The organism is Comamonas sp. JNW (genome assembly GCF_003105075.1).
GTDB classification, from domain to species: Bacteria; Pseudomonadota; Gammaproteobacteria; order Burkholderiales; family Burkholderiaceae_C; genus Comamonas; species Comamonas squillarum.
In genome coordinates, this window is sequence record NZ_QETI01000002.1 from 573,096 (window position 1) to 585,383 (window position 12,288).

Annotated in this window: 11 protein-coding genes; 5 read left to right on the forward strand and 6 right to left on the reverse strand. The window is 67.4% G+C overall.

The window, feature by feature from the left end; genetic code table 11:
- Nucleotides 1-45: 45 nt before the first annotated feature.
- The 3 genes from ada (at nucleotide 46) to DCO45_RS05625 (ending at nucleotide 3,043) form a co-directional block, all read left to right on the forward strand.
- On the forward strand, nucleotides 46-1,218 hold the full coding sequence (gene ada / locus DCO45_RS05615) for a bifunctional DNA-binding transcriptional regulator/O6-methylguanine-DNA methyltransferase Ada (RefSeq protein ID WP_116924871.1): 1,173 nt from the start codon (nucleotides 46-48) through the stop codon (nucleotides 1,216-1,218).
- Nucleotides 1,211-2,035 (forward strand): 2OG-Fe(II) oxygenase, encoded by an 825-nt coding sequence (locus tag DCO45_RS05620; protein ID WP_116924872.1) that lies wholly within the window; start codon nucleotides 1,211-1,213, stop codon nucleotides 2,033-2,035. Before ada ends, DCO45_RS05620 begins: the two co-directional genes overlap by 8 nt.
- 87 nt (nucleotides 2,036-2,122) lie before the next feature.
- On the forward strand, nucleotides 2,123-3,043 hold the full coding sequence (locus DCO45_RS05625; protein WP_116924873.1) for a DNA-3-methyladenine glycosylase 2: 921 nt from the start codon (nucleotides 2,123-2,125) through the stop codon (nucleotides 3,041-3,043).
- Here DCO45_RS05625 and DCO45_RS05630 read toward each other — a convergent pair.
- Nucleotides 3,037-4,569: an MFS transporter gene (locus DCO45_RS05630; protein WP_207788046.1), complete on the reverse strand. Its 1,533-nt coding sequence runs from the start codon at nucleotides 4,567-4,569 to the stop codon at nucleotides 3,037-3,039. The genes DCO45_RS05625 and DCO45_RS05630 overlap by 7 nt on opposite strands.
- A gap of 106 nt (nucleotides 4,570-4,675) precedes the next feature.
- Here DCO45_RS05630 and DCO45_RS05635 point away from each other — a divergent pair, with 106 nt between their 5' ends.
- Nucleotides 4,676-5,584, forward strand: coding sequence for a LysR family transcriptional regulator (locus tag DCO45_RS05635; protein WP_116924875.1), 909 nt, complete (start codon nucleotides 4,676-4,678; stop codon nucleotides 5,582-5,584).
- Between the two features lie 27 nt (nucleotides 5,585-5,611).
- Here DCO45_RS05635 and DCO45_RS05640 read toward each other — a convergent pair whose 3' ends face one another.
- Nucleotides 5,612-6,193, reverse strand: a complete 582-nt coding sequence (locus DCO45_RS05640; RefSeq protein ID WP_116924876.1) for an XRE family transcriptional regulator — start codon at nucleotides 6,191-6,193, stop codon at nucleotides 5,612-5,614.
- Between the two features lie 66 nt (nucleotides 6,194-6,259).
- Here DCO45_RS05640 and DCO45_RS05645 point away from each other — a divergent pair, with 66 nt between their 5' ends.
- Nucleotides 6,260-7,693, forward strand: coding sequence for an L-lactate permease (locus DCO45_RS05645; RefSeq protein ID WP_116924877.1), 1,434 nt, complete (start codon nucleotides 6,260-6,262; stop codon nucleotides 7,691-7,693).
- Here DCO45_RS05645 and DCO45_RS05650 read toward each other — a convergent pair.
- From DCO45_RS05650 to DCO45_RS05665, 4 genes are all read right to left on the reverse strand, one after another.
- Nucleotides 7,668-8,369, reverse strand: coding sequence for a 3'-5' exonuclease (locus DCO45_RS05650; protein ID WP_116924878.1), 702 nt, complete (start codon nucleotides 8,367-8,369; stop codon nucleotides 7,668-7,670). The genes DCO45_RS05645 and DCO45_RS05650 overlap by 26 nt on opposite strands.
- A 30-nt stretch (nucleotides 8,370-8,399) precedes the next feature.
- Nucleotides 8,400-9,716, reverse strand: coding sequence for a kynureninase (gene kynU / locus DCO45_RS05655; protein ID WP_116924879.1), 1,317 nt, complete (start codon nucleotides 9,714-9,716; stop codon nucleotides 8,400-8,402).
- 73 nt (nucleotides 9,717-9,789) lie between these two features.
- A complete protein-coding gene (gene kynB / locus DCO45_RS05660) occupies nucleotides 9,790-10,467 on the reverse strand; it encodes an arylformamidase (RefSeq protein WP_116924880.1) in 678 nt (225 codons plus the stop codon).
- A gap of 14 nt (nucleotides 10,468-10,481) precedes the next feature.
- Nucleotides 10,482-11,849 (reverse strand): amino acid permease, encoded by a 1,368-nt coding sequence (locus DCO45_RS05665; RefSeq protein WP_021027717.1) that lies wholly within the window; start codon nucleotides 11,847-11,849, stop codon nucleotides 10,482-10,484.
- Nucleotides 11,850-12,288: the final 439 nt, after the last annotated feature.

Below are 12,288 nucleotides of genomic sequence, written 5' to 3' on the forward strand. Positions count from 1 at the left end.
CGCAAGGCCTAAAGTGGCTGCATCGATTGTACTGAGGTGATTCGCATGAAACCGTCTGTCCCATCCACACCCAGCGCCACTTCTGACACCCCTGCGGCGCGCGGTGCTGCCGCGTTAGCTGCCTCCCGCGCGCAGCAAACCCTGGCCGATCCGCGCTGGGCCGATGTACAGGGCCGCCAGGCCGCAGCCGATGGCCGCTTTGTCTATGCGGTGCGCAGCACCGGCGTTTTTTGCCGGCCCTCCTGCAGCTCGCGCCTGGCCAAGCCCGAGAACGTCAGCTTTTTCGACACTGCCGCGCAGGCCCAGGCCGCCGGCTACCGCGCCTGCAAGCGCTGCCAGCCCGAAGCGGCGGCCAAGCCCGGCCATGCGGCGTTGATGGCCCAGCTCTGCGACTGGATCGCCAGCGCCGAAGACGAGCCCAGCCTGGCCGAGCTGGCCGAGCGCGCCGGCATGAGCCCCTTCCATCTGCAGCGCGTCTTCAAGGCGGCCGTCGGCGTATCGCCCAAGGCCTATGCCAAGGCCCAGCGCCGCCAGCGCCTGCAAACGGCGCTGGGCGATGCGCAAGAAGCGCCCCGCGTCATCGATGCGATCTTTGATGCCGGCTTTGCCAGCACCGCGCAGCTCTACCGCGACAGCCAGGCCGTGCTGGGCATGACCCCGCGCCAGTACCGCACAGGGGGCGCCGCGCAGCAGATCCGCTTTGGCGTGGCCGAATGCAGCCTCGGCCCCATCCTGGTGGCCGCCACCGCGCAGGGCATTTGCGCGATCTTGCTAGGCGACGATGCCGATGCGCTGGTGCAGGACCTGCAGCAGCGTTTTCCCAAAGCCCAGCTGGCCGGGGGCGACGCAGCCTTTGAGCGCTGGATGGCCCAGGTCATCGGCTTTGTCGATGAACCCACGCGCGGCCTGGCGCTGCCGCTGGATGTGCGCGGCACCGCGTTTCAGCAGCAGGTCTGGCAGGCGCTGCGGCTGATTCCCGTCGGCAGCACCGTCAGCTACAGCGAGCTGGCGCGCAAGCTGGGCATGCCCCAGGCCAGCCGCGCCGTTGCTGGCGCCTGCGCGGCCAATGCGATTGCCGTGGCCATTCCCTGCCACCGCGTGGTGCGCAATGACGGCGGCCTCTCCGGCTACCGCTGGGGCGTGGACCGCAAGCGCGCGCTGCTGCAGCACGAGGCCGAGCTGGCACCGCAGGCGCCACGGGTGGCGCGCCATGGCTAAGCGCACGGCCAGCGCTGCACAGGTTGCATTGCCGCTGGATGCCGAGGCCAGCGCGCCGCTGTTGCAGCCCACCGCCCCCGCAAAACCCGATGCAGATGGCGCAGATGTAGCCAGTGAGGCAAGCCTGCAGCGCTACGACTGGGCCGCTGTGGGCAGCGAGCTGAACCGCCAGGGCTGGGGCCTGCTACCAGGTTTGCTGGATGCCGCGCAATGCCAGAAGATGGCCGCGATGTATGGCGAAGCGGCGCATTTTCGCAGCCGCATCCAGATGCAGCGCCACGCCTTTGGCCGGGGCGAGTACCAGTACTTTGCCTACCCGCTGCCAGCGCTGCTGCAGGCTCTGCGCACGGCACTCTATGCCCGCTTGCAGCCCGTGGCGGAGCAATGGCGCGCGCAGCTCGCAGCCGCCGCGCCGCCTTGGCCTGCGCAGCATGCGGCCTTGCTGGCGCAGTGCCATGCAGCCGGCCAGCGGCGGCCCACACCGCTGCTGCTGCGCTATGGCGCGGGCGATTACAACTGCCTGCACCAGGACCTGTATGGCGCGCTGGTGTTTCCGCTGCAGGTGATTGTGCTGCTGTCGCAGCCGGGCGAGGATTTTGACGGGGGCGAGCTGGTGCTGACCGAGCAGCGCCCCCGCATGCAGTCGCGCGTGCAGGTGCTGCCGCTGCAGCGCGGTGATGCGGCCATCATTGCGGTGCGCGAGCGGCCGGTACGAGGCACGCGCGGCAGCTACCGGGTGCAGCACCGGCATGGGGTGTCCACGGTACTGCGCGGGCAGCGCCACACGCTGGGCATCGTGTTCCACGATGCGGAGTAAACACTGAAACAGCCCTGACTTTATCGCCCGCAGTCCATCCTCTATAGTGGGGATCCACGGCCGCCGCCGCCTTCTACCGACCCCGCCATGCCCCTGCCACTGACGACCCAAGTCGCCCTGCCTGCCAACTACCGCCCGCAGGACATGCTGGCCCTGCATGCCCGCGATGCCTTGCAGGCGTCCGAGAAGGTCGAAGGGTTGCGTGTCAGCAAGGGCTTGGTCTGGCAGGGGCAGCCTGCGCTGCTGCAGCTGGAGATGGTGGACGGCGCGTCCCGCGCGGTCGCCAGCTTGGCAGTCGATGGCACTGCGCCTACTGGCAACGACCCCGCTGCACTCGATGCGATGCTGGCGCGCATGCTGGGCCTGGGTGATGGGGCGGACCAGCTGGCACTGCAGCATGGCAAGCACCCGGTGCTGGGCCCCTTGCTGCTGGGCCAGATGGGCTTGCGTGTGCCCGCCAGCAGTAGCCCGTTTGAGGCGCTGGTCTGGGCCATCACCGGCCAGCAGATCAGCGTGGCAGCGGCCATTGCGCTGCGCAGGCGCCTGATTGCGGCAGCAGCGGTGCAGCACAGCAGTGGCATGCTCTGCCACCCCGATGCCGCCGCGCTGGCGGCGCTGACGCCCGAACAACTGCGCGCGGCGGGCTTTTCGGTCAGCAAGATCGCTACCCTGGAGCGCGTCTGCGCCGCTGTGCTGGATGGCAGCCTGCCACTCGATGCCTGGGCCGCCCAGCCCTTGCAGGCGCAAGATGCCCAGGCGATTGAAGATGCGCTATTGGCCATCAAGGGCATTGGCCCCTGGACGGTGCATTACGCCTTGCTGCGCGGCTTTGGTTGGCTGGATGGCAGCCTGCATGGCGATGTGGCGGTGCGCAATGCGCTGGCCCGCTTGCTGGATGTGCCCAGCGTCTCGCAGCGCGAGGCCGAGCAGTGGCTGGGTGCGTTCGCGCCCTGGCGGGCACTGGTGGCGGCCCACCTCTGGGCCAGCCTGTCGGCCAAAAGCTACTGAGGACTGGCCGCAGCCACCTGCAGCGCATCGCCACTGGCCGGGCGCAGCAGGCCCAAAACCACCAGGGCCGAGACCGTGGCTATCGCCGCCAGCACATACATAAGCTGTGCAAAGGCCTGGCCATAGGCCTTTTGCAAATCTGCTGCCGCACCCGGCTGGGCGGGCAACGGGGCCAGCGCCTGGCGCAGCTCGCCCATCGCCAGCTGCTGGGCGGCCGTTTGCAGGCTGGCCCCATCCAGCGCCGCGGGCAGATGCGGGCTGATCAAACCGGCCAGCAGGGCGGTCACCATCGCCAGCGCTATGCCTTCGCCGGCCACCCGCACGGTGCTGAAAATGCCGGTGGCCATGCCTGCGCGCTCCTGGGGCACCAAGCTCACCGACAGCCCATCCATCAGGCCCCAGGGCAGGCCCGCACCGCAGCCGATCAGCAAGAGCGGCAGCACCCGTGCCATGCCACCCGCATCCACAGGCACCTGCGCCAGCCACACCAGGCCGCCAGCCGCGATCAGCAAGCCAGCGGCCGAAATAGGGCCGGCGTGGAACCAGCGCGTGAGCCAGGCTGCGGCCAGCGGCACCACCAGCATCGGGGCCGACAGCGCCAGCATCCACCAGCCCGCCGCCACCTCGCTGTAGCCGGCAATGCCGATCAGCTGCAGCGGCAGCAGCACCAGCAGCACCACATAGCAGTAGCAGGTCGCAATGGGCAGCACCTGCACACCGATAAAGCGCGGGTAGCGGAACAGGCTCAGGTCCAGCATGGGCCGGGCCACGCGCCGCTCCACGGCGATAAAGAGCAGCAGCGCCGCGATGGATGCCAGCAGCAGTGCGATGACCTGCGGACTGCGCCAGCCCAGCGCGGCGGCCTGCACCATGCCCAGCGTCAGCAAGGCCAGCATGCTGGTGAACAGCAGCGCACCGGGCCAATCCAGCCCCTGGGCCTGCGGGTCGCGCGACTCGCGCATCGCCCCCATGCCCACCAGCAAGGCGACCAGGCCCAGGCCAGCGCAGAGCGCAAAACCGGCCTGCCAGCCGGCTTGCTCGATCAGCCAGCCCGTCAGCAGCGGGCCAAAGGCCAGGCCGGTGCCGAAGGTGGTGCCCAGCAGGCTAAAGGCCTGGGCGCGCTGGGCCGGCGCAAACTCCTGCGCCAGCGCGGCCGTGCCGCCGGCCAACGTTGCAGCTGCGGCCACGCCTTGCAGCGCACGCAGCAGGTCAATCTGCCAGACGCTGCGCGCCAGCACCAGCGCCAGGCCGGCCAGGCAGAAGGTCGACAGGCCCAGCAAAAAGAGCCGCTTGCGCCCCCACTGGTCGGCCAGCGCGCCGGCGGCCATCAGGCAACTGCCAAAGCCCAGCATGAAGGCATTGGTGATCCAGCCCAGGCTGGTGGCGCTGCCGCCCAGTGCGCGGCCAATTGCCGGCGTGGCCACGGCCCCGCCAGAAAAACTCAGCGGCAGCACCAGCGCTGCCAGACAGACGGATGCCAGAACCATCCAGGGCCCGCGCCAGGCGGCGGGTAAAACACGGTGCATAGCCAACTCCTGCAAAAACACGCTGTGGAGCTTAATGAGGAATGAATCGCCGATAAACAGGCCAATCGTTGTTTGATTAAAAACCAAAATTCCGTAATATGCGCGCATGGACAACCTCAACCACATCGCCGCCTTTGTGCAGGCGGCCGAGCGCCGCAGTTTTGTGGCCGCCGCCCGCGCCTTAGGTATCTCGGCATCGGCGGTGGGCAAAAGCGTGGCCAAGCTGGAGGCGCAGCTGGGCACGCAGCTGCTGGTGCGCACGACGCGGCGGGTGTCGCTGTCGCATGAGGGCGAGCTGATGTACACGCACTGGCGCCGCATTCTGGATGACCTGCAGGATGCACAGGCGCTGCTGTCGAGCACCCAAAGCAGCCCCCGGGGCCTGTTGCGCATAGGGCTGCCCACCATTGGCTACCGCTTTTTGCTGCCGGTGATTCCAGACTTCCGTGCGCGCTATCCGGACATTGAGCTGGACCTGGACTTCAACGACCGGCTGGTGGATGTGGTTGAGGCGCGCCTGGATGCGGTGATCCGCAGTGGGGTGCTGGCCGACTCCAGCCTCAGCGCCCGGCGCCTGGGCCTGTTCCGCTTTGTGCTCTGCGCATCCCCCGCCTATCTGGCGCAGCGCGGCCGGCCCCAGCGGCTCGAGGACCTGGCGGCGCACGACTGCCTGCGTTTTCGTTTTCCCACCTCGGGCAAGCTGCAGCCCTGGCAGATGGGCGGTGACACGGCCGAGGCACAGCAGGATGCCGCAGCCCACCCGCCGGCGCTGACCTGCAACAACATGGAGGCCTTGCGCGGCGCGGCGATCGCCGGCCTGGGCATCGCCTATATGCCCGATTTTCTGGCCCGCGACGCGCTGGCCGATGGCAGCTTGCAGACGGTGCTGGACGACTGTCTGACCTATTCCGGGCAGTTCAGCATCCTCTGGCCCTCGGGCCGGCTGATGTCGCCGCGCCTGCGCGTGTTTGTGGACTTTGTGGCCGAGCGGCTGTTCCAGCCACCGTCGCCATAAAGCCCATCGAGGCCAGGCGCAGGGGCATCAGCCGCCGTGTGCCGGAGCTGCCACCAGCAGGATGAAATGCGCAACGCCCCGGCCTTCGTTGGCAAAGTGGTGCTCGGTGTCCATCGCCAGCTGGGCGCTGTCACCCGCCTGCAGCAGCACCGAACCAGTACCGGTGAAGACGCGCAGGCTGCCGGTCTCGACATAGAACACCTCGCGTGTGCCCGGGCGGTGCGGCGCGAAGTGGCTGGAGCTCTGGCCGGGCGGCACCGCATAGTGCAGCAGCTCGAGCCCCGGCAGCGGGCGGGCCAGCGCCAGGCGCACGATGCCGGTGTCCTCATGCACAAAGCGCGCATGGTCGCCCGCGCGGGTGATCTGCGCCGGGGCAGGGCTTTGCACCAGGTCGCTCAGCTCGCAGCCCAGGCCGCGCGCAATGGCCATGGCGTTGCGCAGGCTCACGCTCAGTAGCCCCCGCTCCACCCGGGACAGCGCCCCGGAAGTTACGCCACTGGCCTGGGCCAATTGGTCCAGGGTGATGGCCAGCTGGGCGCGGCGGGCGCGCACCGCCAGGCCGAACTGCAGGTCGGAGTCCGCGCTGGGTGGGGAGTTTTCAGTCGACATGGATTGACGATATTTCGTGTAGGAAATATTATTTACCTATATGCAATTTCAACAAGAGCTCTCCCAATGTACCTGTTATTGAGTGCGTCGCCGGTCCTGGCCGTTATCGCCGGGTTGCTGCTGGGCCTGCGCTCGCTGTATGCGGCGCTGATCGGCGTGGCGTTGGCGCTGGTCGGCTGTGTGATGACGTTTCCGCTCAGCGCGCCCGCAGCGCTGCAGGCCCTGGCCAGCTGGATGCCGGTGCTGGTCGAGGTGCTGCTGATTTTTGGCGGGGGCCTCTTGCTGTCCGAAGTGCTGCGCGCCGCCGGCGCGCAAAAGGCGCTGGCGCAATGGGTGATGGGCCGCACCGGCGAAGGCATGGGTGCGGTGTTGCTGGTGGTGCATGGGGTCACGCCCTTTGCCGAATCGCTGACCGGCTTTGGCATTGGCATCACGATTGGCATTCCACTGTTGGTGCACAGCGGTTTGCCGGCGCGCAAGATTGCGCTGATTGGCCTATTAGGCCTGTGCGCCGTGCCCTGGGGTTCGATGGGCCCGGGCACCTTGGTTGCCGCGACGATGGCCGGGCTGTCATTTGACGCGCTGGGCGTGGCCTCGGCGGCAGTGAGCGTGATCCCGATGGTGGTCGTGGGTGTGGCCGCCGCAGGGCTGGCCAGTGCGCCGGGCCGGCGTGCGGGGGCTATGCTGCAGGGCGCGCTGTCGGGCCTGTTGCTGGCACTGGCCATTGGGCTGAGCAATGCGGTGGTAGGTACCTCAGCCGCCGGAGCGCTGGGCGCCTTGCTGATGACCGTGCTCTGGCTTTGGTTGGGCCGGCGGGGCGCAGGCGCTTTTGCGGGCGATGCCGCTGCGCCGCTGGGCCCTCTGGGCTGGCGCGCGCTGGCCGCCTATGGCTTGCTGCTGCTCGGTGTGCTGGTGGCAGGGGCCGTGCTGCGGGCCTTGCAAGCTGCGGGCGCCTGGCATCTGCTGGCGTCACCGGCCTTGTGGCTGTTTGTGGCGGCGGCCTGGTTTGCGCGTGGCCTGCCAGCGCCCAGCAGCCTGCAGCGGGTGTGGCAGTCCTGGCGCCAGGTGGCGCCCGTGACGGGGCTGTTCATCGTGCTGGGTGTCGTGATGGCGGTATCTGGCATGGCCGCGCAACTGGCCCATGCCTTGGCCCAGGGCGGCAGCGCCTATGTGTTTGCTGCGCCTTTTGTCGGCGCGCTGGGCGGCTTTGTGACCGGCTCCAACACGGGGGCGAATGCGATGTTTGCCGCTACCCAGGCCGAGATTGCGCAGGCCTTGGGCGTCGCGGTGCTGCCCTTTATGGCGGTCCACAATGTCAGCGCGGCGCTGCTGCTGATGGCATCGCCCGGCAAGGTGGAGATGGCCTGCCAGCTGGTGTCCGGGACGGCACAGACTGAGCGCGCCTGGGTGCAGTCCCAGGTGCTGCTGGTCACCGGGCTGGCGGTGCTGCTGATGGCGGTGCTGAATGTGCTGCTCAGCGCCGTGCTGCAGCAGCCTTAGGCGCCAGTGTGGCCACCAGTTCGGGCAGCTGTGGCTGGGTCTGGCGTGCGGAGGTGTTGCTGAGCCAGCGGCCCAGGTGCTTGCGCTGGCAGACCTGCAGCTCGCTCAGCAGTGCATGGCTGGGGTCGGGGATATGCCAGCGGCTGCGCAGATCGGCCTGCATGCGCAGCAGCAAATGGGCGGTCATCTCGGCATCGGCCAGCGCCCGGTGGGCCTTGTCGGCCGGCGGCAGTTGCAGATGGCGCACGATCTTGCCCAGCGAGTGGCTGGGCGCCTCGGGGTAGAGGCGGCGCGACAGCAAGACCGTGCAGGCAAACAGGCTGCCGACAGGCGCCGCGGCCGGGCTGGCCGCGCAGCCTGCGCGCTCGAGCTCATCCAGCCAGAACTTGCTGTCAAACGATGCGTTGTGTGCGACCAGCGGCGCCGTGCCGACAAAGTCTGCTGCCTCGCGCATCACCTGCTCAGCGGGCGCTGCCGCCTGCAGCATCGCTGTGGTGATACCGGTCAGTTGCGTGATAAAGCTGGGCATGCGCTGGCCGGCATTCATCAGGTTCTGGTAGCGGTCCACAATGCGGCCGTTCTCGACCATGACAATGCCGACCTCGGCCGCACGCGCGCCATACGCCGGGCTCATGCCGGTGGTTTCAAAGTCGAGAATGGCGATGCGTTCGGACATGGCGGGGCGGGTGCTGGAGGTGCTCGGCAATCAGGTCACCGCATGGATGCGGTTGAACTCGGGCTTTTGCCATTCGCCCGATTCCAGCACCTGGCGCAGGTGCTCGACCGCGTTCCACACGTCTTCAAAACGGGTGTAGAGGGGGGTGAAGCCAAAGCGCAGAATGTCCTTGTGCGGGCCGTTGCCGCCGTCGCCCTTGCGGAAGTCACCGATGACGCCCCGGGCAATCAACGCCTGCACGATGGCGTAGGCGCCGCTGCCCTGGCCGTCCACGCCCGCGCCGTCGTCGCGCGTCAGGCACACCTGCGAGCCGCGCGCAAAGATATCGCGCGGCGTGGCCAGGCCCAGGCCGTAACCGGCGCAGCGGGTCTCCACCAGCTCGATGAACAGGTCGGTCAGCGCGATGGACTTGCGGCGCAGCGCCGTCATGCCGCCGTATTTCTCGGCTTCGGTAAAGATGTCCAGGCCGCACTGCAGCGCCGACAGCGCAATCATCGGCTGGGTGCCGCACATATAGCGGCGGATGCCGGCAGCTGGCTGGTAGTCGCTGGTAAAGGCAAACTGCTCGGCATGGCCAAACCAGCCCGACAGCGGCTGCCAGAACTTGTCGGTATGGCGCGCATGCACCCAGACAAAGGCCGGGGCGCCGGGGCCGCCATTGAGGTATTTGTAGCTGCAGCCCACCGCGTAGTCGGCGTTGGCGGCGTTCAGGTCCACCGGCACGGCGCCGGCGGCATGGGCCAGGTCCCAGACGGTCAGCACGCCCTGCGCATGCGCATCGCGCGTGACCTGGGTCATGTCGTGCATATGGCCGGTGCGGTAGTTCACGTGGCTGAGCAGCAGCACGGCGACGTCGGTGGTCAGGCAAGCGGGCAGCTCTTCGGGCTCGATCAGCACCAGCTCCAGGTTGTGCTGCTTGCACAGCGACTCGGCGATGTACAGATCGGTGGGGAAGTTGCTGCGCTCGCTGATGACCTTGGTGCGCGGCGCCGGGTCGGAGAACTCCTGCTGCGACAGGCGGATGGCCGCGCTCAGCACCTTGTAGAGGTTGACCGAGGTCGTGTCGGTGAACACGACTTCGCCGGGCTTGGCGCCTATCCAGGGCGCAAACTGGTCGCCCAGGCGCTGGGGCAGGTCGATCCAGCCGGCATCGTTCCAGCTGCGGATGAGGCCCTGGCCCCATTCACGCTGCACCACATCGGCCACGCGCGCGGCCGTGGCCTTGGGCAGTGGGCCCAGCGAGTTGCCGTCCAGGTAGATCACGCCGTCGGGCAGGTCGAACAGATCGCGCAGCGGTGCCAGCGGCTCTTGCTGGTCAACGTCGCGGCAGGCTTCCAAGGTGGTCATGGCTATGTCTCTTTGTCAATGGTGGCGGGCAGGCGCTGGTGGGCCAGGCGCCTGTCGCAAGGGATGGGGTGGTTCAGACCAAGGCCTGATTGTAGGTGCCGGGCAGCGCGCGCAGCACGGCGCGCACCGGCGAGGCATCGGCCTGCACGAGCTTGAGCGGCAGCGCGATCAGCTCGTAATCGCCCTCGGGCACGGCGTCCAGCACCAGGTTCTCCAGCACACGCATGTCGTGGCGGCGCACGGTCTGGTGGCTGGGCAGGGCCTTGCTGTCGGCCGGGTCGATGCTGGCGGTGTCAATGCCGATCAGGCGCACGCCCAGCGCAGCCAGACGCTCCACGGTCTCGGCCGCGTAGCCGGTGAGGCCCGCATCCCACTGGGTTTGCGGCATCTGGTGGTAGGTGCGCACCAAAACGCGCGCAGGCAGGGCGTCGCTTATCGCGTGTTCGATGTGCTGCCACTCGATCAGCGGGCCGCAGCCAATCGCATGGACCACGCGGCAGCGGCCCAGGTAGGGCGCCAGATCAACCTGGCCGATGGTCGCGCCATCGGGGGCGTAGTGCAGCGGCGCATCGGCGTGGGCCCCTGCATGCGGGGTGCTGGTGATGCTGGCCACATTGACCGGACAGCCCGGCCCGATGCTGGCCACCCATTGCTGCTGGTAGGGCGTGTCGCCGGGGAACACCGGCATGCCGACGTAGACGGGCGGCGAGATGTCCCACAGGGTTGGCGCGGAGTGAGGCGTGTTTGGCATAGCTATGCAATGTATCAGCGCTTGCGGTACCAGATTAGGTAGACGGCGGTCATTACCAGCAGCATGGGCACGCCGATCAAGGTGGTCATGTGGAACACATCGGTGAAATACGTGGTGATGATGACGGCCAGCATCAGCACCGCGCCCAGCAGGGTCAGCACCGGAAAGCCCCACATGCGGAACTGCAGGCGCTCGCCCGGATGCTCGCGCTGCCAGCGGCGGCGGAAGAAGAGGTGGGTGACAAACACCATGAACCAGGCAAACATGGCGCCGAACATCGAGATCGACATCATCAGGGTGAGCGACTCCTCGGGCTTGAGCACGTTGAGCACCATGGCGACCGCCATGCCCAGGCAGGAGATCGCAATTGCGCCCATCGGCACGCCCCGGCTGTTGACCTTGCCCAGCGCCGCCGGCGCATAGCCGCCGCGCGAGAGGCTGAACATCATGCGCGAGGTGACATAGAGCTGCGCATTCATTGCCGAGAGGCTGGCGACGAGCACCACAAAATTGAGCACGCTCGCCGCGCCGGGAATGCCGACGATCTCCATCACCTTGACGAAGGGGCTCTTGTCGGTGCTGGCATGGCTCCAGGGCACGATGGCCAGCATCAGGGCCAGCGACAACAAATAGAACAGCACCAGGCGCAGCACCGTGGTCTTGAACGCCGAGGTCACCGCCTGTCGCGGGTTCTGCGCCTCACCGGCGGCAATTGCGATCGACTCCAGGCTGAGGTAGCTGAAGATGGCGATGATCACCCCCACCCAGGTGCCCCACCAGCCATTGGGGAAAAAGCCCCGGTCTGCGGTGTAGTTGGAAAAACCCACACCTTCGGGCCGCGAGCCGAACACCACATAGGCGCCGATCAGGATAAAGGCGACGATGGCCACGACCTTGACCATGGAGAACACATACTCCATCTGCCCAAAGGCCTTGACGCTGGTGGCATTGACGGCCGCCAGCACGACCGAGAACAGCGCCACCCAGACCCATTGTTCCACCTCGGGGAACCAGTACTTCATGTACTTGCCAACTGCGGTGACCTCCATGCCCACCGCCAGCACCACGGCCGCCCAGTAGGCATAGCGCACCACAAAGCCGGCCAGCGGGCTGAGGTAGTGCTCGGCATAGGCGCCAAACGAGCCGCTGGTCGGGTGCGCGACGGTCATCTCGGCGAGGCACCCCATCAGCAAGAGGCCAATGAGCGCGCCGATGGCGTAGCTGATGAGCACGCTGGGCCCGGCAAAGCCGATGGCAAAAGCGCTGCCCATGAAGAGGCCGGTGCCGATGGCGCCGCCAATGGCGATCATCGTCATTTGGGCTGCAGTGAGTTGCTGCAGCAGCCCGCGTTCGCGGCGGGCAATCGATTCAAAAGGGGACACGGGTTTTTGCTTGTTGTGGCTGGGGTGGCGCTGGGGCGGCTTTGCGGGCCGCTGGTGCGCGGGGAAGGTGGGGATTTTAGGATTTGTGGGAAATCCATGTCGCTTGTTTGTGCCATGGCTGTTAGATGGGCATTTATCTTTGCAAGTTATTGCTGGCCGGGTTTCGCCCCGGCGGGCGAGGTACTTTTCTTGCGCTGCCAAGAAAAGTACCCAAAAGAAGGCTGCCCCTGCTGCTTGCGACCCTTCGCTTTGCGAAGGGCAACCTGTGTCGTGGCGTTTGCGGGGTGTGCCGCGAAACTCACTACGCGCCGTAGGCGCTCCGTTCAAACAGACGCGGCAAGCTAGTTGACGATGCACTGGCACTCTGCGGTGCCAGCGCCACCCCGCAAACACCACGCCCCAGGCGCATGCAAAAGGGGGAGGGCGAACACCCCAGCAG